Source organism: Dyella sp. KRB-257 (genome assembly GCF_049445995.1).
GTDB lineage: Bacteria > Pseudomonadota > Gammaproteobacteria > Xanthomonadales > Rhodanobacteraceae > Dyella_A.
This window is the reverse complement of the sequence record NZ_JBMSDZ010000002.1, coordinates 99,866-116,595: the sequence shown is the minus strand read 5'-3', so window position 1 is coordinate 116,595 and position 16,730 is coordinate 99,866. Positions and strand designations below refer to the sequence as shown.

General features: G+C 69.1%; 16 protein-coding genes and 1 pseudogene. 7 read left to right on the top strand and 10 right to left on the bottom strand.

Annotated elements, in window-relative coordinates; genetic code table 11:
- Window positions 1–33: 33 nt before the first annotated feature.
- The 4 genes from ACO2Q2_RS02000 to ACO2Q2_RS01985 form a co-directional block, all read right to left on the bottom strand.
- Window positions 34–537, bottom strand: a complete 504-nt coding sequence (locus tag ACO2Q2_RS02000) for a TPM domain-containing protein (RefSeq protein WP_423254097.1) — start codon at window positions 535–537, stop codon at window positions 34–36.
- The gene (locus ACO2Q2_RS01995; RefSeq protein ID WP_423254241.1) at window positions 537–1,436 is read right to left on the bottom strand and encodes a TPM domain-containing protein; all 900 of its coding nucleotides are present in this window, start codon (window positions 1,434–1,436) and stop codon (window positions 537–539) included. Before ACO2Q2_RS01995 ends, ACO2Q2_RS02000 begins: the two co-directional genes overlap by 1 nt.
- A gap of 4 nt (window positions 1,437–1,440) precedes the next feature.
- The gene (locus tag ACO2Q2_RS01990) at window positions 1,441–2,061 is read right to left on the bottom strand and encodes a LemA family protein (RefSeq protein WP_423254096.1); all 621 of its coding nucleotides are present in this window, start codon (window positions 2,059–2,061) and stop codon (window positions 1,441–1,443) included.
- 64 nt (window positions 2,062–2,125) lie between these two features.
- A complete protein-coding gene (locus tag ACO2Q2_RS01985) occupies window positions 2,126–2,500 on the bottom strand; it encodes a diacylglycerol kinase (protein ID WP_423254095.1) in 375 nt (124 codons plus the stop codon).
- A 287-nt stretch (window positions 2,501–2,787) separates the two neighbouring features.
- Between ACO2Q2_RS01985 and ACO2Q2_RS01980 the strand changes: the two genes are divergently transcribed.
- The 3 genes from ACO2Q2_RS01980 to ACO2Q2_RS01970 all read left to right on the top strand — a co-directional run bounded on the left by ACO2Q2_RS01980 (window position 2,788) and on the right by ACO2Q2_RS01970 (window position 6,317).
- Entirely contained in the window at window positions 2,788–4,347 is a 1,560-nt protein-coding gene (locus tag ACO2Q2_RS01980; protein ID WP_423254094.1) for a peptide MFS transporter, read from the top strand.
- A 34-nt stretch (window positions 4,348–4,381) separates the two neighbouring features.
- A complete protein-coding gene (locus ACO2Q2_RS01975) occupies window positions 4,382–5,659 on the top strand; it encodes an ATP-binding protein (protein WP_423254093.1) in 1,278 nt (425 codons plus the stop codon).
- A gap of 70 nt (window positions 5,660–5,729) precedes the next feature.
- Window positions 5,730–6,317, top strand: a complete 588-nt coding sequence (locus ACO2Q2_RS01970; protein ID WP_423254092.1) for a response regulator transcription factor — start codon at window positions 5,730–5,732, stop codon at window positions 6,315–6,317.
- A gap of 10 nt (window positions 6,318–6,327) precedes the next feature.
- On the opposite strand, the gene ACO2Q2_RS01965 is transcribed toward ACO2Q2_RS01970, so the two are convergent.
- The 3 genes from ACO2Q2_RS01965 to ACO2Q2_RS01955 all read right to left on the bottom strand — a co-directional run bounded on the left by ACO2Q2_RS01965 (window position 6,328) and on the right by ACO2Q2_RS01955 (window position 9,375).
- A complete protein-coding gene (locus ACO2Q2_RS01965; protein WP_423254240.1) occupies window positions 6,328–7,377 on the bottom strand; it encodes an isoaspartyl peptidase/L-asparaginase family protein in 1,050 nt (349 codons plus the stop codon).
- Window positions 7,378–7,442: 65 nt separating this feature from the next.
- Window positions 7,443–9,020 (bottom strand): M56 family metallopeptidase, encoded by a 1,578-nt coding sequence (locus tag ACO2Q2_RS01960; RefSeq protein ID WP_423254091.1) that lies wholly within the window; start codon window positions 9,018–9,020, stop codon window positions 7,443–7,445.
- On the bottom strand, window positions 9,013–9,375 hold the full coding sequence (locus ACO2Q2_RS01955; RefSeq protein ID WP_423254090.1) for a BlaI/MecI/CopY family transcriptional regulator: 363 nt from the start codon (window positions 9,373–9,375) through the stop codon (window positions 9,013–9,015). Before ACO2Q2_RS01955 ends, ACO2Q2_RS01960 begins: the two co-directional genes overlap by 8 nt.
- Window positions 9,376–9,600: 225 nt before the next feature.
- Here ACO2Q2_RS01955 and ACO2Q2_RS01950 point away from each other — a divergent pair.
- Together ACO2Q2_RS01950 and ACO2Q2_RS01945 are read left to right on the top strand one after the other, a co-directional pair.
- Window positions 9,601–10,236, top strand: a pseudogene (locus ACO2Q2_RS01950) (CoA transferase subunit A); the annotation flags it as partial.
- Between the two features lie 93 nt (window positions 10,237–10,329).
- Window positions 10,330–10,959 carry a 3-oxoacid CoA-transferase subunit B gene (locus ACO2Q2_RS01945; RefSeq protein WP_423254239.1) on the top strand — a complete coding sequence of 210 codons (630 nt, stop codon included), beginning with the start codon at window positions 10,330–10,332 and terminating at the stop codon, window positions 10,957–10,959.
- Window positions 10,960–11,014: 55 nt separating this feature from the next.
- On the opposite strand, the gene ACO2Q2_RS01940 is transcribed toward ACO2Q2_RS01945, so the two are convergent.
- The 3 genes from ACO2Q2_RS01940 to ACO2Q2_RS01930 all read right to left on the bottom strand — a co-directional run bounded on the left by ACO2Q2_RS01940 (window position 11,015) and on the right by ACO2Q2_RS01930 (window position 13,525).
- Window positions 11,015–12,016, bottom strand: a complete 1,002-nt coding sequence (locus ACO2Q2_RS01940) for a sensor histidine kinase (RefSeq protein ID WP_423254089.1) — start codon at window positions 12,014–12,016, stop codon at window positions 11,015–11,017.
- Window positions 12,017–12,045: 29 nt separating this feature from the next.
- Window positions 12,046–12,777, bottom strand: a complete 732-nt coding sequence (locus ACO2Q2_RS01935) for a response regulator transcription factor (protein ID WP_423254088.1) — start codon at window positions 12,775–12,777, stop codon at window positions 12,046–12,048.
- 121 nt (window positions 12,778–12,898) lie between these two features.
- A complete protein-coding gene (locus ACO2Q2_RS01930) occupies window positions 12,899–13,525 on the bottom strand; it encodes an arylesterase (RefSeq protein ID WP_423254087.1) in 627 nt (208 codons plus the stop codon).
- On the opposite strand from ACO2Q2_RS01930, the gene ACO2Q2_RS01925 reads away from it, so the two are divergent.
- Both ACO2Q2_RS01925 and ACO2Q2_RS01920 read left to right on the top strand, forming a co-directional pair.
- Window positions 13,524–14,225 carry an ABC transporter ATP-binding protein gene (locus ACO2Q2_RS01925; RefSeq protein WP_423254086.1) on the top strand — a complete coding sequence of 234 codons (702 nt, stop codon included), beginning with the start codon at window positions 13,524–13,526 and terminating at the stop codon, window positions 14,223–14,225. The genes ACO2Q2_RS01930 and ACO2Q2_RS01925 overlap by 2 nt on opposite strands.
- Window positions 14,222–16,705, top strand: coding sequence for an ABC transporter permease (locus tag ACO2Q2_RS01920; protein WP_423254085.1), 2,484 nt, complete (start codon window positions 14,222–14,224; stop codon window positions 16,703–16,705). Before ACO2Q2_RS01925 ends, ACO2Q2_RS01920 begins: the two co-directional genes overlap by 4 nt.
- Window positions 16,706–16,730: the final 25 nt, after the last annotated feature.

The following is a 16,730-nucleotide window of genomic DNA, read 5'->3' as shown; positions in this document are numbered from 1 at the left end:
TGTACCGGCGGGCGACATGCAATCACACGCGCATCAGAGCAGTACCGGGCGATCGGGCAATTCATCCGGATTGTCCAGGCCGCCGCCCGGAAAGTGCGCCTCGGCCAGCGCGTGCACGGCGGCGATGCCGGCCAGGCTTCCCTCGCGCCAGCGGCCGGCGGAAAAATCCTGCTGCATGCGGGCGCAGATCCGCGCCCAGGCGTCCGGACCCACCCGCGAGGCCAGGCCGCGATCGGCCACGATCTCGATGCGCCGCTCGGCGAGCAGTACGTAGATCAGCACGCCGGTGTTGTGTTCGGTGTCCCATACGCCGAGCTGGGCGAATACCTGGTGCGCGCGCTGGCGGGCGCTCAGTCCGGCCCAGACGGCGCCGGGAGACAGCCGCGACTCCACCGCAAAGCGCAGCTCGCCGAGATGCCGCCGCTCGCCCTCGCTGATCGCCCGGGCCAGCGCATCGAGCAGTTCCGGCGGAAAGCATCGGCGCAGCCGGAACCAGCCGCCGAAGAGGTTCACTGCCAGGCGCTGCAGCCGTTCCATCACCACCTCCCCGAGGAGCCGCCGCCGCCGAAGCTGCCACCGCCCCCACTGAAGCCACCGCCACCGAATCCGCCGCCGCTGCCCCCGCCGAATCCGCCGCCACCGAACCCACCGCCACCCAGGCCGCCCCAACCGCCCCAGCCACCGCCGCCGATCGATCGACCGCCGCCGCCGGGCAGCAGCATGATGACGGCACCGATGATCGCTCCGGTGATGCCGGCGCCGGCCGCGGCGGCAAGCAGCCACATCAGTCCGCCCGTGAGGCCGGCACCCAGCGGCGTGCGCAGCAGGAGCGGAACTCGTCCGAACAGGTTGCGCAGGAAGATCGCCACGAACACGGCGATCATCAGCGCATGGCCGAAGTCCAGCCCACGCCCCTCGCGACGCCGTGGCTCTGGCGGTGGCAGCGATTCACCGTCGATCAAGGTGATCAGTGCCTCCACGCCGGCGTCGATGCCGCCGTAGAAGTCGCCCTGCCTGAAGCGCGGCTCGATGAACTCGCGCCGGATCCGCGCCGTGGCCGCATCGGGCACCGCGCCCTCCAGGCCGTACCCGACCTCGATGCGGTCGCGGCGGTCGTCCTTGGCGATCAGCAGCAGGATGCCGTCGTCGGTGCCCTTGCGACCGATCCTGTTGGCCTCGGCCACCGCCAGCGAGTAGCTCTCGATGTCCCGGTCGCCGGTGGTGGGCACCATCAACACCACCAGCTGCGCGCCCTTGCGCTGTTCCAGCGCCACCAGCCTGGCGTCGAGCGCATCGACCTGTTGCGCGGTCAGCGTGCCGGTGAGATCGGTGACGTGCCGCGTCAACGCCGGCACATCCACGGCCCACGCCGGTGCCATCCAGGCCAGCGCCACCACCAGCAGCAACAGGCGCGACAGGCGCGACAGGCGTTGCATCATCTCAATGCGCCGAGGCGGGTGCGGCCGGAGCACTCGTGCCGAAGTCGACCTTCGGCGCGGTGGAGATGGCCTGCTCGTTCTCCACGCTGAAGTTCGGCTTCACCTTGTAGCCGAATATCCTGGCGGTGAGGTTGTTGGGGAAGGTGCGGATCATCGAGTTGTATGCCTGCACCGCCTGCACGTAGCGATTGCGCGCCACGGTGACCCGGTTCTCGGTGCCTTCCAACTGGGCCTGCAGGTTCTGGAACAGGCCGTCGGCCTTGAGCTGGGGATAGTTCTCGCTGACCACCATCAGCCGCGACAGCGCACTGCCCAGCTGGCCCTGTGCCGCCTGGAACTGCGCCAGCTTCTGCGGATCGTTGACGGTGTTGGCGTCGACCTGGATCGAGCCGACCTTGGCGCGCGCCTCGGTCACTTCGGTGAACACCTTCTCCTCGTGCTGGGCATAGCCCTTCACGGTGTTGACCAGGTTGGGCACCAGGTCGGCGCGCCGCTGGTACTGGTTGAGTACCTCCGACCACGACGCCTTCACCGCCTCGTCCTGGCGCTGGATCGCGTTGTAGCCGCAGCCGGACAGGCCGGCCACCAGCAGCAGGAGCACGCAGGCACGCACGAATTTCATGGCAATCACTCCCTCGACGGAACGGATGACGATACTCACGGACACTCTGCACGAGTGCCCGATACTAAATCCAGCGCGGCACCAGGATCAGGCCCCAGCACAGCATGGTGAACACCAGCAGCAGGAATACCGCCGCCGACCCCATGTCCTTGGCGCGGCCGGCCAGCTCGTGGAACTCGGGGCTGACCTTGTCCACCACCGCCTCGATGGCCGAGTTGAGCAGTTCGCCGGAGAGCACCAGCACCGCCGGCAGCACCAGGGCGATCTTTTCCAGCGCGCCGTGGCCCAGCCACAGGCCCAGCGGCACCAGCACCACGGCGAGCATCGCCTCCAGCCGGAACGAGGCCTCGTGGCGCCAGCCGGCCTGCAGCCCTTTCATCGACCAGAGGAAGGCGTTCCACAGCTGACGGGGGTTGCCGCGAAATCCGCTGCCGGGCATGGGGCGCTGTCTCCTGTGATGAAAGTCCGCCAGGCAGCTCGCCCGCTGGCAACCTCGGGGCGCTGGTTCGCGCATGGATCCACCGGCGGATGATGCCATAGCGCCCGGCTCCACGAATGGTCCGCCGGCGCCGCCGCGAGCGTCTGCATCGGAGCGGTCGCCATGGCACGGCGCAACGACGTGCACAAACCGGATCGGGTACGCTTCGGCGGTTGTGGCCCGTCGACGGGCCCACTCGGGGGCACCGCCGCGCGCGCTGCCGCGGCTCGAACCTGCCTGGAAACAACATGGTCCTCCAAAACCCGCCCGTCTCCCGGACGCGCTCCTTCAGCACGGTCTTCCTCATCGAAATGTGGGAGCGCTTCGGCTTCTACGGCATGCAGGTGCTGATGGTCACCTACATGATCAAGAAACTCGGGTTTGCCGACACCAAGGGCAATCTGGTGTGGGGCGCCGCGGCGGCGCTGATCTACGCCACGCCCGCCATCGGCGGCTGGGTTGGCGACAAGCTCATCGGCACGCGCCGCACCATGCTGACCGGCGCGGTGGTGCTTGCACTGGGTTATGCCATGTTGTGGGTCCCCTCGGACAGCGAGTATCTGCTTTACGTCTCGCTGGGCGTGATCATCGTCGGCAACGGCTTCTTCAAGCCCAATGCCGGCAACCTCGTACGCAAGATCTACGAGGGCGACGACACCAAGATCGACAGCGCCTTCACCATCTACTACATGGCGGTCAACATCGGCTCGACCGCCTCGATGCTGTTGACGCCGTGGATCCGCGACCACGTGGGCGCCCGCTATGGCGCCGTGTGGGGCTGGCACACTGCCTTCGGTGTGTGCGCGATCGGCCTGCTCCTGGGCCTGGCCAACTATGCCCTGATGCACCGCACGCTGGCGCATATCGGCTCGCCGCCGGACAGCACCCGCCTGTCGATGAAGCGGGCTGCCGGGGTACTGTTGGCTGCGGTGGCGATGGTTTTCGTCTCGGCCTTCATCCTGCAGAGCGAGAACGTCGCGCGCATATGCGTCTACGCCGCCGGCGTGGTGATCCTCGGCATCTTCATCCACCTCATCCGATCCAGCGAGAGCAACGAACGCGCCGGCCTGGTGGCGGCTCTGGTGCTCACCGTGCAGACCATCTTCTTCTTCATCTTCTACCAGCAGATGTCGACCTCGCTGAATCTCTTTGCCCAGAAGAACGTGGACCTCTCGTTCAACCTGTTCGGATGGCATCTCTTCGACTGGATCCCCGAGCAGTTCCAGTCGCTCAACGCGATCTGGATCGTGGCGCTGAGCCCCGTTCTGGTGTGGGCGTACAACGGACTGGGCCGCCTCGGCAAGGATCCGTCCGTGGCCGCCAAGTTTGCGTGGGGATTCGGCGCAGTGGCCGCGGGGTATTTCATGTACGGACTGGGCTCGCACACTGCCGTGAACGGCCAGATTTCATCCTGGTACATGGTGTGGGGCTATGGTCTCTATTCGCTTGGCGAACTGCTGGTGTCGGGCCTGGGCCTGGCGATGATCGCCCGCTACGTGCCCGCACGCATGGGCGGCTTCATGATGGGGGCGTACTACGTGGCCTCCGGCATCTCGCAATACCTGGGCAGCGTAGTGGCCAACTTCGCGAGCATCCCGCGGGACGTTTCCGATCCGCTGGTGTCCCTGCCGATCTACACCAGGCTCTTCAACCAGCTCGGTTTTGCGGGCGTGGCATGCACGCTGATCGCCATGGCGATGCTGCCGCTGATGCGCAGGCTGTCGGCCAGCCATTCCGACGTGGCCACCCACCACGATCCGTTCCCCGCCTCGCGCAGTGAAGAGGGCTACGACAACCCGATCCACTGATCCCGCCCGCGTCCCTTCGACGACCCTTCTCCCCATGACCTCCCTGCACTTCGCCTCGCCGCAGCGCTTCGCCCCCTCCGCCCTGACCCGCACGCTGGCGTGGCTGCGCCTGTGCGCGATCACCGGGCAGAGCAGCGCGGTGCTGGTGGCCGCGCTGTGGATGGGCATGGACGTGCCGGTGCTGCCGCTGATGGTGGCGATCGGCTTCCACGCGGTGTTCGCCGCGTTCGCCTCGTGGCGGCTGACCCAGCCGTGGCCGGTGCGCGAGTGGGAGACGATCGGCCACATCGCGGTGGACACCGTCGTGCTGTGGTGCCTGCTGTACTTCACCGGCGGCGCCACCAACCCGTTCGTGACACTGCTGCTGATGCCGATCGCACTGGGCGCGGCGGCGCTCACGGTGCCGGCGTTGCTGGTGGTTTCCGCGCTCACCGGGCTGGCCTACCTGACGCTGCTGGTGCACTACGTGCCGCTGCCGCCGATCATGGAAGGCCCGGCCGGATTCGCCCTGCACGTGATCGGCATGGCGGTGAACTTCGTGATCACCGCGGCGCTGCTGGGGTTCTTCATCAACCGGCTGGCCACGGCGGTGCGCGCGCAGCAGGGCGAAGTGCAGCGCGTGCGCGAGCGGGCATTGCGTGACGAAGGCATTCTCGCCATCGCCACCCAGGCCGCGGGGGCCGCGCACGAGCTCAACACGCCGCTGTCGACCATGCGCACCCTGCTGCCGGAGCTGCGCCGCGAACACGCGGCCAACACCGTGCTGGCCGAGGATCTGGCGCTGCTGCAGGAGCAGGTGGAGCGCTGCCGCGGCATCCTTCGCGAGATGGTGGCTTTCGGCAAGGCCCAGCTGTCGCAGGCGGACGAGCAGATGAGCCTGGGCGCCTTCGTGCGCGGCTGCCTGGAGCGCTTCCAACTGCTTCGCCCCGAAGCGGAGCTGGAACTGGAACTGGACGCCGCCACCGCCGACACCGTGCTGCGCAGTCCGCCCGGCATGCGGCACGCGCTGATCAACCTGCTCAACAACGCCGCCGACGCCTCCGCTGCGCGCGGCTCGCAGCGGGTGGCGCTGCGCGTGCGCCATCAGCACGGCTGGCTGGAACTGCGGGTGAGCGATCAGGGGCCGGGCTTCGTGGCGGGACGCCCCGGCAGTGTCCTCGGCCAGAGCCAGAAACAGGGCGGCCTGGGCATCGGCCTCACGCTGGCCGAAGCCACCGCCGAACGCCTGAACGGCGAACTGACCGTGGTGAATACGGCCGGAGGCGCCGAAGTGAGCATCCGCCTGCCGCTGTCGGCGATTTCCGCCGAATGAAACCCCGCGGCGCGTGCATGCGATGCGCTGCCCGGCGACAATAGGCGAGCCGATTCCCCTGGATGCCGCAATGACCGACTCGACCGCCCCCGTGTCTGCCCGTCCCCTGCTCATCATCGACGACGACGCCACCTTTGGCCGCGTCCTCGCCCGGGCGCTGGGCTCGCGCGGGTTCGAGGTGATCCATGCCGTCAGCGCCGACGAGGCCCGTGCGCTCACCCGCCGTCACCAGCCGCGCTACTGTGTGCTGGATCTCAAGCTCGGCGAGGAGAACGGCCTGCGCCTGATCCCCGACCTGCACCGCCTGGTGCCGGACATGCGCATCCTGCTGCTCACTGGCTACGCCTCGATCGCCACGGCGGTGGAGGCGATCAAGCGCGGCGCGCACGACTACCTGGCCAAGCCGGTGGATGCCGATGCGGTGGTCCGTGCGCTTACCGACGGCGACGGCCCGCACGCCGACGACGATGACGTGCTGGATGCCCCGGAAGCCCCGCTGGCGCTGCGCCGGCTGGAGTGGGAACACATCCACCGCGTGCTCACCGAGTGCGACGGCAACATCTCCGAAACCGCGCGCCGGCTCGGGATGCACCGCCGCACGCTGCAGCGCAAGCTCAGCAAGCATCCGGTGCGCGAGCGTCCCGACCGGGACGACTGATCCGCGCCGATCAGTCCTCGGACGCCGCGTCGTCCGGTGCCGGCGCAGGCAGCAACTCGCCGGTGCCATCGTCCTCGTCGCCATAGATCGCCACGTGCGGCTTGCCGCTGGCGTCGGTCCAGCCGCGGAACATGCCGTCGGTGTTGAACGGGATGGCGATGTGGCCCCGGTCATCCAGCGCGATCGCGCCGCCGCTGCCGCCCATGGCGGGTATCTCCTGGTTGATCACTTCGGCCGCCGCCCGTGCGATCGGCATGCGCAGCTGCGTCACCCGCGTGCAGATCGCGTGTGCCGCCACCGTGCGCATGTAGAACTCGCCCCAACCCGTGCCGGAGACGGCGCAACCGGCATTGGCATAGGCGCCGGCGCCGATGATCGGCGAGTCGCCGACCCGGCCGGGCATCTTGTCGTTCATGCCGCCGGTGGAGGTGCCGGCGGCGAGGTGACCGTACACATCCAGCGCCACCGCGCCCACCGTGCCGAAATGCCTGGCGGTATCCGCATCGGCATGCGGCCGGCCCGCGGCGTCTTCCTTGAGCGCCTGCTGCAGCTGCTGCCAGCGCTCCTCGGTGCGGAAGTACTCCGGCTTCTCGCGTGCGATGCCCTGCGCCTGGGCGAACGCCTCGGCGCCGGCGCCGACCAGCATCACGTGCGGGGTGTGCTCCATCACCGCGCGTGCCAGCAGGATCGGATTCTTCACATCCGACACCGCCGCCACCGAACCGGCGCGCAACGTATAGCCGTCCATGATCGCCGCGTCCATCTCCAGCGTGCCGTCGTGGGTGAACACCGAGCCACGACCGGCGTTGAACAGCGGATCGTCCTCCAGCACGGTGAGCGATGCCGTCACCGCGTCCACCGAGGGCTTGCCCGCCTTGAGCTCGGCATAGCCCGCCTCCAGCGCCTGGGTCAGCGCGGCGCGGATCGCCTTCTCGCGCGCCGGCGGCATGTCACGCCGCAGCACGCCGGCGCCGGCATGGATTACCAGCACCGGGCCGACCGCGTGAACCGCCGCCGAGAGACTGGCGGCGGCAAGAAGCATCAGCAGGCGCGGCGGCATCACGATCGTCTACTCCCCGGGGACGGCGAGAGTATAGCGATGCCGCCGTCTCCCTTTTGCCGCCGTCATTGCGGCTCGAAGCGCACCTGCTTGCCGTTGAACACCGGCTTCATGCCAACCAGGTTTCCGACCAGCCGCAGCGCTTCAGGGGCCGGCACGCCCTCGAAATTGCCGGCGACCGGCTGGGTGGCGTCCAGGCTTTGCGGATTGTCGATAGTGAACCCCGCCTGCTGCGCAATGCTCTGCACCACGGCCCGCGCCGAGTTGGTAGCGAAGTGGAACTGCACGCTGCTGCTTGCGACGGCCGCTGCAGGCTTCACACAGCCCGGCCAGGCAGTGACTTCCAACTTGAGCGTGCGATCGATGGAGCGACCGTCTTTGTCGGTCACGGTGTCGCCAGTCTGGATGCCGCCCGGCTGGCCCGGCTGCATGCGAATGCGCGGTGCTACCGGCTTGGCCAGCGAGCCACCGCTCAAGTCGGCGCGAACCTCCAGCTGGCCATGCTCAGCCGGCACTACGGTGATGCGGCCGTGCCATGGCGGCAGGTCGCCGTCAACCCGCTCGTCGAGCGCATAAAACTCGCCAGCGCGGTAGCAGGCCGTACTGCGCGGCTGCAGCGGCCGCTCATCCGCACTGACCGCCAAGCGCAGCGTGTACCCATCCGCGGTGGCGCCCGCCGGTAGATCATCGGCGGGAGGCTGCCCCACGGAGCGGGCTGATCCGGCGGCAAAGACCAACTGGCCCAGGCCGAGACCAAGGGTGACCAGCGCCGCCAGGCCATAGAGGCGACGGAGGGGACGGGGAGGGTTTTGCTTCAGCATGGCGATACGCTCCGTGATCGGGTGACGGGATGACCAGAGGCAGCCGACCGGCAAGGCGAGCCGGGACGACTGGGTTTTCAACATCGCTTGGGCGTACTGGCGCTTTCCGGCGGGGTGCTCACGCAGGACCGCGGCGTCGCAGGCCAGCTCCTGGTCGTAACGAAAGCGCACCAGCACCCAGCCGCTGAGTGGCAGAAACCAGAACGCGCTTGCGAGCAGCAACGCGAACAGGCTCAGCCAGATATCGCGGCGGCGCGCGTGCATGGCTTCATGCGCCAGGATCAGCACCTGCTCGGCAGTTGAATAGTGCGTATCGAAGTTGGCGGGAACGATGATCCTGGGCCGCAAAAGGCCTACCAGCGCAGGGCCAACATCCGGCCGCGCCGCGCGCCACACCGGCCACCGGTCGCTCTCGTCCCCCACTCGCCGAGCCCCCGCCAGTTGTCGGCGAAAGCGCGCCTGTGTCACGGCCGCCCGTGCCAGCATCATGAGTACGCCGGCGGCCCAACCGGCCAGCAGCAGCGTGCGCCAGTCCACCGAAGCCGTGACGGCTATCGGTGCGGAGAGCGCCGCCGGTGTCGTGACGATGCGCACGACTACGGGCGGCAGGCGCGATGCCGTCGCGCCCGGCATGCGCGGCCAGGCCGCCGTAAGCAGCATCAGCGGCACCAGTAACCACAGTTGAAGAGCCCGCCCTACACCGAACAGGCGCCGGCACGGCAGGCGCAGCGCCAGCACGATGGCGACGGCCGCCACAAATACCAGCATCGCACTCCAGGCTTGGCTGAGCAGCGTCGCGGTGAAGGATGCAAAGCTAGTCATCGCCGAGCTCCCTGAGCAGCTGGCGCAGCTCGGCGATGTCCTTCTTCGACAGCTTCTGCTGCTCGGAAAAATGCGCCACCAGCGGCGCCACGCGGCCGTCGAACAGGCGATCGAGCAGGCTCTTGCTGGTCTGGTGCACGTATTTCTCGCGCGGCAGCAGCGGGCTGTAGAGGTAGCGGCGGCCGTCGCGCTCGGCCTTCACCGCCTTCTTCTTGAGGAGCCGGTTGAGCAGGGATTTCACCGTGCCTTCCTGCCACTGCTGGGCCTCGCCGACCTCGGCGAGGATCTCCTCGGCGCTGCGCGGGGAGCCGCGCCACAGTACTTGCATCACGACGGCTTCGGCTTCGCTGATCATTCCGGCCTCACGTTTACGCGCGTAATCGATAATTGATGTTTACATGTGTAATCGGTTCCCGTCAATACACAGATCGCGGGCGCCGACCGTGCCTCGCGCGCCCAGGCGACCGCCGGATCGATCGCTGCCGGTACGGGCAGCGGCACATCGGACCTTTGTACGAGGCCGGGTGCGGGCGTTCCGTCGTATCCTTGTGCGCTGATTCCCACGCAGGCAGGCATCACAATGGACAAGGTTTACGCAAGCGCCGACAAGGCTTTGGACGGACTGCTGGTCGACGGCATGACGATCGCCGCGGGCGGCTTCGGCCTGTGCGGCATTCCCGAGAACCTGATCGGCGCCCTGCTCGCCGCCGGTACCAAGGGGCTGACCATCGTCGGCAACAACGCCGGCGTGGACGACTTCGGCATGGGCCCGCTGCTGAAGACCCGCCAGGTCAAGCGCGTGTACGCCTCCTACGTGGGCGAGAACAAGGAGTTCGAGCGGCAGGTGCTGGCCGGCGAGCTGGAGCTGCACCTGGTGCCGCAGGGCACGCTGGCGGAAAAGCTGCGCGCCGGCGGCGCCGGCATCCCGGGCTTCTACACGCGCACCGCGTTCGGCACCAAGCTGGCCGAGGGCAAGGAAATCAAGACATTCGGCGACAAGGAGTACGTGCTGGAGGAGGCGATCCACGCCGACGTGTCGATCGTCAAGGCATGGAAGGGCGACCGCCTGGGCAACCTGGTGTTCCGCAAGACCGCGCGCAACTTCAACCCGATGATCGCCACCTGCGGCAAGGTCTGCGTGGCCGAGGTGGAGGAGCTGGTGGAGGTGGGCGAACTCGACCCGGACCAGATCCACGTGCCGGGCATCTACGTCGATCGCATCATCCAGGGGGCCAGCTACGAGAAGCGCATCGAGTTCCGCACCATCGCCGGCGCCAACACCGGCAAGGAAAGCCCGATTCGCAGCGCGATGGCGCGTCGCGCGGCGAAGGAGCTGCGCGACGGCTACTACGTCAACCTGGGGATCGGCATCCCGACCCTGGTGGCGAATTTCATTCCCGCAGGCATGGACGTGATCCTGCAGTCGGAGAACGGCCTGCTCGGCATCGGCCCATTCCCGGACGATGCACACGTGGACCCGGACCTGATCAATGCCGGCAAGCAGACCATCACCACCCTGCCCGGTTCGAGCTTCTTCTCCAGCGCCGATTCGTTCGCGATGATCCGCGGCGGCCACATCGACCTGTCGATCCTCGGCGGGCTGGAAGTCTCCTGCACCGGCGACCTCGCCAACTGGATGGTGCCGGGCAAGATGGTCAAGGGACCGGGCGGCGCGATGGATCTGGTGAGTGGCGTGAAGCGCGTGGTGGTGCTGATGGAGCACACCGCGAAGGACGGCTCGCCCAAGATCAAGAACGAATGCGAGCTGCCGCTCACCGGCAAGCAGGTGGTGGACCTGGTGATCACCGACCTGTGCGTGTTCGAGGTGGCCAAGGGCCAGGGCCTGACCCTGATCGAACTGCACGAGGGGGTGACGGTGGATGAGGTGAAGGCCAAGACCGGCTGCGACTTCACCGTATCGCCCGCCCTGCGCGCATAGGCCGCGCCACGCGTCTACATGCACGCCGTGCCCGCAAGGGTGCGGCGTTTTGCTGTCAGGCCGCCTGGGTGTGGGGGAAGCGGATGCTGGCCACGTTCTGGCTGCCCGGCCGGGTCTTGAGCTCCAGCGGCCAGGCGAAGCGGTCGCTGATGCGCTGGGCGATGGCCAGCTCGAAGCCGTGACGATCGGCCCCGTACAGGGGCATCCCGCTGTCGTTGCCGCCCTCGAACAGGGGCTCGGCCTGGTTGGTCACCACCACCATGCCGGGCATCACGGTGACCACCACGCGGCCGCGCTCGGTCTGCTGGCAGGCGTTGCGGATCAGCTGCCAGAACAGCACCGCGAACACCCGCTGCGAGCCGCGCAGGGCGAAGCGCGAGGGCTCTTCCAACTGCAGCTCGATCGGCCGGCCCACCAGCATGTCGCGGGCGAAATCGAGCTCGTGGCGCAGCGCGTCGTTGACCACGAACAGCTCGTCCTCGATGCCGCTGTCGGTTTCCCGCGCCAGGATCAGCAGCGCCTCGACCAGCGCCTCCATCTCGCGGGTGGAACGTCGGATGCGCTGCAGCGAGCGATCGCCGAAATCGCTCAGCCCCCGCTCCTCGGCGAGCATGTCCACCGACATCTTGATCACCGTCAGCGGGCTGCGCAGCTCGTGGCTGGCGTCGCGGGTGAAGTTGCGCTCGCGTTCGCCGTAGTCGGCGATGCGCATGGCGAATCCATGCAGTCCGCGGGCCAGCGAGACGACGTCGGCGTCGGTGCGGCGCGAGAGGCGCTCGGGCGACAGCGCGTCGAGGTCAGGGTGCTGGTCCCAGCCGTCGACCAGCCGGGCCAGTGCCGTCACCGGCCGCCATTCGCGCCGCGCCGCCAGCCAGGCCAGCGTGGTGATGATCACGATCAGCAGCAGCACGGCCCACACCGGCGCCATGTTGTAGATACACATCATCACGCTGAGGCCCACTGCGATGAGCTGCAGCACGAAGATCAACGCAATGCGGCGCTGAAAGGCGCCGCTGCGGAAAACAGGCTGGGCCTGCGATGTACCCCTGCTAGTCATGACGCTGCTGCATGAAACAACTGGTCCTCTCAGGCCGGCTGCGTCGCGCTGGCCACCTCCGCTTCGAGATCGGCAAGGCGGTAACCCGCCGAGTGGATGGTGTGCAGCAACGGCTTGTCGAACGGCTTGTCGATCACGCGGCGCAGGTTGTACAGGTGCGAGCGCAGGGTGTCCGAATCGGGCAGCGTGTCGCCCCAGATCTCGCGCTCGATGTCGCGCCGGCTGACCACGCGGGGCGATTCGCGCATCAGGATCGCCAGCAGCTTCAGGCCAATCGGCGACACGGTGAGCTCCTGCCCGGCGCGGGTCAGTCGCAGTGTGGCGGTGTCCAGCGTCATGTCGCCCACGGTGAGCACCTCGGTGGACACCTGGCGGCGATCGCGGCGGATCAGCGCGCGCAGGCGGGCTTCCAGCTCGCGCACTTCGAAGGGCTTGACCAGATAGTCGTCGGCGCCCGCTTCCAGACCCACCAGCTTGTCTTCCAGCGTGTCGCGGGCGGTGAGCATCAGCACCGGGGTGGATTTCTTGGCGTCCTTGCGCAGCTTGCGGCAGACGTCCAGGCCGTCCATGCCCGGCAGCATCAGGTCGAGCACCACCACGTCGTAGCTGTTGGACACGGCCAGGTGCAGACCGCTCACGCCATCGGCGGCGTAATCCACCGAATAGCCACGGCGTTCCAGGAACTCACCCACCATTTCGGCGATCTGGCGGTTGTCCTCCACCAGAAGCACCAGACCCGACTGCTCGTCTCGTACGCTCATAGATCCGTCCTGCGGTTGCGCGATTTCACATTTGTGAAAGACTACCGAGCCACGCAGTGACCACGATGTGAAGGGCGCCGGCCACGTTCACTTGGCGGTCAAAAAGAAAGCCGCGCGGAATCTACCGGCGCGGCGCCTTGAGCAGAGGTTCCAGCGCCTTCCACACGTTGTCCAGCACGTGCGGTTCGCCGGCGGCCAGAGGGTGCAGGCCGTCGTCCTGCATCAGGGTGGGGTCGAGCGCCACGCCGTCGAGCAGGAAGGGCACCAGGGCGGTGCGCTTGCTGCGGGCTAACTCGGCATAGATAGCGCGCAGGCCGTCGCGGTACTGCGGGCCGTAGTTCACCGGCAGCTCGATGCCCAGCAGCAGCACGCGCGCGCCACGCCGGTGCGCCAGGTCGATCATCGCGGCGAGGTTGTCGCGCAGTGCGTCCAGTGGCAGGCCGCGCAGGCCGTCGTTGGCACCCAGCTCGATCACCACCACGCCGGGCCGCTCCTTCGCCAGCAGCCCGGGCAGGTGGTTGCGGCCGCTGAGCGACGTTTCGCCACTGATGCTGGCATTGACCACGCGCCATGGTGGCTCCATCTTGCCCAGACGCTCACCCAGCAGATGCACCCAGCCGGACTCCACCGGAATGTTGTGCGCGGCCGACAGCGAGTCCCCCAGCACCAGTACGCTCCGGGTCGGCGCCGCCTGCGCGACAGCCACTCCCCACAGCAGCAATCCCAGTGTGCAAAGGAAACGACGCATGAGCGATTCATCCCGTCCGGTGCTCGAAGCGATCGATGTTAGCAAGTCGGTCGCCGGGCCCGAGGGCGCGCTGGCGATCCTGCGCGGCGTGAGCCTGGCGGTGCACGCGGGCGAGAGCTTCGCCATCGTCGGAGCGTCCGGTTCGGGCAAGACCACCCTGCTCGGCCTGCTGGCCGGTCTGGATCTGCCGACCGGCGGCCGCATCCGCGTCGACGGCCAGGCGCTGGAAAGCATGGACGAGGAAGCCCGCGCCGACCTGCGCCGGCGGCTGGTCGGCTTCGTGTTCCAGTCGTTCCACCTGCTGCCGGCGCTCACCGCCGAGGAAAACGTGATGCTGCCGCTGGAGCTGGAGGGCGCACGCGATGCCCGCACCCGCGCTCGCGAGGCGCTCGATGCGGTGGGTCTGGGCGGGCGGCGGCGGCACTACCCGGCGCAGCTCTCCGGCGGCGAGCAGCAGCGCGTGGCGATCGCCCGCGCGTTCGTGCACGGCCCGCGCCTGCTGTTCGCCGACGAACCCACCGGCAACCTCGACCAGCGCACCGGCCACCACGTTACCGACCTGCTGTTCGCGCTCAACCGCGACCGCCGGACCACGCTGGTGCTGGTCACCCACGACGCCGCGCTGGCCGCGCGCTGCCAGCGGCGGATCGAGCTGGAGGAGGGCCGCGTGGTCGGCCGCCGTGAAGGCACCGCCGCATGAACATGCTCCCGCTCGCGCTGCGCAGCCTGCGCCGTGAATGGCACCTGCCGGAGCTGCGCACGCTGGCCGCCTCGCTGGTGCTGGCGGTGGTGGCACTGGGCGTGGTCGCCACGCTGGCCACGCGCATCGAGCGCGGCATGCTGGCCAGCGCGGCCGAGCTGATCGGCGGTGACATCGGCATCAGTGCACCGCAGTCGCTGCCCGCTGCGTTTGCCAACCAGGCCACGCGCGACGGCCTGCGCCAGAACCGCGTGGCCAGCTTCCCCAGCGTGGCCTTCGCCGCCGGCCGCAGCCAACTGCTGGACGTGCAGGCCACCGACGACGGCTATCCGCTGCGCGGCACGCTGGAACTGCGCGGTGCCGACGGCCGCACCCTCAACGGGCACGCGCCCGCGAGTGGAGACGTGTACCTGGACCATCGCGCACTGATCGCGCTGGGCCGCCATGTCGGCGACACCGTGCAAGTGGGCGGCCGCGACCTGCGCATCGCCGCCGAGCTGGTTCGCCAGCCCGACGGCGGCGAACTGTTCGCGCTGGCGCCGCGGGCGATCATGCACCTGGAGGACGCCCGCGCGGTCGGCCTGCTCGGCGTGGGAAGCCGCGCCCGCCATCGCCTGTTGCTGGCCGGCGAGCCGCACGCGGTGCAGCGCTGGCGCCGCTGGGCCGAGGCGCAGAAGTTGCCGCAAGGTGCGCAGCTGATCACCCCGGAGCAGACCCAGGAACGCATGCGCACGGCGTTCGACCGCGCTAGTGCGTTCCTGCGCCTCACTGCGTTGCTCTCCGCGCTGCTGGCCGGCGTGGCGATCGCACTGGCGGCGCAGCGCTACGCGCGGCGCAAGACCCAGGAAGTGGCGCTGCTGCGCGCACTGGGCACCTCGCGCAAGCGTGTGATGGCGCTGTTGCTGGGCACGCTGGGCGCGCTCGCCGTACCGGCCGTGGCCATCGGCATCGCGCTCACGCTGCTGCTGGCGCAAGGCGCCTGGCTGGTGGCCAGCTCGCTGTTCGGCAACGTGCCGACCCGGCTGCCGCTGCTGCCGGCGTTCGCCGCCGCCGCGGTGGGCATCGCCGTACTGGCCGGCTTTGCGCTGCCGCCGCTGGCGCGGCTGGCCGAGGTGCCGCCGGTGGCGGTGTTCCGCGCCAGCGTGGCGCGCCGCGTGCGCCGCTTCGACGCGCTGTACGTCATTCCCGCGCTGGTGGCGCTGGCGCTGATCTGGGGCCAGAGCGACTCGGCCAGGATGGCCGGCATCCTCGCCGCCAGCCTGCTCGGCGTGGCGGCGATCGCCGCCGGGCTGGCCGCGCTGCTGCTGGGGCTGGCGCGGCGCATCGCGCCGGGCGCGCATCCGGCGCTGCGGCTGGGGCTGGCGGCGCTGGCGCGGCGGCGGGGCCTGAGCCTGATCCAGGCCACCGCGCTCAGCCTGGGGTTGGTCGCCCTGCTGCTGCTCGCCGTGGTCGCGCCCTCGCTGCTGGAAGGCTGGCGCCGCGAGCTGCCCACCGACACGCCGAACTGGTTCGTGCTCAACCTGCAGGACGAGCAGCGCGCCGGCTTCGCGCAAGCGCTGGACCGGATCGGCGCGCAGCAGCTTAACGTACTGCCGCTGGCGGTGGGCAAGCTCATCGCGATCAACGGCACGCCGGTGGACCAGCTGCCGCTCACCGACCAGCGCGCCAGGGACTGGGCCGACCGCCAGCTGCGCCTGTCATGGACCGACGCGCTGCCGCCGGCCAACCGGCTCGTCGCCGGCGCGTGGTTCGCGCCGCACCCGGCGCAGGCGCAGGTGTCGGTCGACTCGATGTGGCGCGACATGTTCCACCTCAAGCTCGGCGACACGATGCGCTTCGGCATCGGCGAGAGCAGCATCGACGCCACCGTGAGCAGCGTGCGCGAGGTGGACTGGAGCTCGTTCCGGGTGAACTTCTTCCTGCTGCTGGACGCCGATCACGCCAGCGCGCTGCCGCACAGCTACCTGGGCAGTTTCTACCTGCCGCGCGGACGCGCCGATGCGCTGGCGAAACTCTCGCGCGACTACGCCAACCTCAGCCTGATCGACGTCGACGCCCTGCTCGACCGCGTGCGCGAGATCGTCGACCGGGTCAGCAACGCGGTGCGCTGGATCCTCGGCTTCAGCCTGCTCGCCGGCGCGCTGGTGCTGGCCGCGGCGCTGGCCGCCAGCGCCGCCGAGCGCCGCCACGAGGCGGCGTTGCTGCGCACGCTGGGCGCGCGCCGCGGCCAGCTGCGCGTGGCGGCGGCCTGCGAGTTCGCCTTGCTCGGCGCGGTGGCCGGGCTCACCGCGGCGATCGGCGCCGCCGGCACCGGCTGGTGGCTGGGGCGCGCGGTGTTCCACATCGAGGGTTTCATGCCGCCGCTGCTGCCGCTGGCGCTCTACGCGCTGCTCGCCGCCGTGGTGGTGATGCTGCTGGGCCTGGCCGGCACCCGCACGGTGACCCGCACCTCGCCGATGCGGCTCTTGCGCGAGGCCTGAACGCACGGCCAAGATCGCGGCGGCA

Excerpts from the sequence above, each read along its gene's own strand:
- ACO2Q2_RS02000 (WP_423254097.1), bottom strand. The coding sequence starts at position 537 with ATGGAACGGCTGCAGCGCCTGGCAGTGAACCTCTTCGGCGGCTGGTTC.
- ACO2Q2_RS01995 (WP_423254241.1), bottom strand. The coding sequence starts at position 1,436 with ATGCAACGCCTGTCGCGCCTGTCGCGCCTGTTGCTGCTGGTGGTGGCG.
- ACO2Q2_RS01990 (WP_423254096.1), bottom strand. The coding sequence starts at position 2,061 with ATGAAATTCGTGCGTGCCTGCGTGCTCCTGCTGCTGGTGGCCGGCCTG.
- ACO2Q2_RS01985 (WP_423254095.1), bottom strand. The coding sequence starts at position 2,500 with ATGCCCGGCAGCGGATTTCGCGGCAACCCCCGTCAGCTGTGGAACGCC.
- ACO2Q2_RS01980 (WP_423254094.1), top strand. The coding sequence starts at position 2,788 with ATGGTCCTCCAAAACCCGCCCGTCTCCCGGACGCGCTCCTTCAGCACG.
- ACO2Q2_RS01975 (WP_423254093.1), top strand. The coding sequence starts at position 4,382 with ATGACCTCCCTGCACTTCGCCTCGCCGCAGCGCTTCGCCCCCTCCGCC.
- ACO2Q2_RS01970 (WP_423254092.1), top strand. The coding sequence starts at position 5,730 with ATGACCGACTCGACCGCCCCCGTGTCTGCCCGTCCCCTGCTCATCATC.
- ACO2Q2_RS01965 (WP_423254240.1), bottom strand. The coding sequence starts at position 7,377 with ATGCCGCCGCGCCTGCTGATGCTTCTTGCCGCCGCCAGTCTCTCGGCG.
- ACO2Q2_RS01960 (WP_423254091.1), bottom strand. The coding sequence starts at position 9,020 with ATGACTAGCTTTGCATCCTTCACCGCGACGCTGCTCAGCCAAGCCTGG.
- ACO2Q2_RS01955 (WP_423254090.1), bottom strand. The coding sequence starts at position 9,375 with ATGATCAGCGAAGCCGAAGCCGTCGTGATGCAAGTACTGTGGCGCGGC.
- ACO2Q2_RS01945 (WP_423254239.1), top strand. The coding sequence starts at position 10,330 with ATGGCGCGTCGCGCGGCGAAGGAGCTGCGCGACGGCTACTACGTCAAC.
- ACO2Q2_RS01940 (WP_423254089.1), bottom strand. The coding sequence starts at position 12,016 with ATGACTAGCAGGGGTACATCGCAGGCCCAGCCTGTTTTCCGCAGCGGC.
- ACO2Q2_RS01935 (WP_423254088.1), bottom strand. The coding sequence starts at position 12,777 with ATGAGCGTACGAGACGAGCAGTCGGGTCTGGTGCTTCTGGTGGAGGAC.
- ACO2Q2_RS01925 (WP_423254086.1), top strand. The coding sequence starts at position 13,524 with ATGAGCGATTCATCCCGTCCGGTGCTCGAAGCGATCGATGTTAGCAAG.
- ACO2Q2_RS01930 (WP_423254087.1), bottom strand. The coding sequence starts at position 13,525 with ATGCGTCGTTTCCTTTGCACACTGGGATTGCTGCTGTGGGGAGTGGCT.
- ACO2Q2_RS01920 (WP_423254085.1), top strand. The coding sequence starts at position 14,222 with ATGAACATGCTCCCGCTCGCGCTGCGCAGCCTGCGCCGTGAATGGCAC.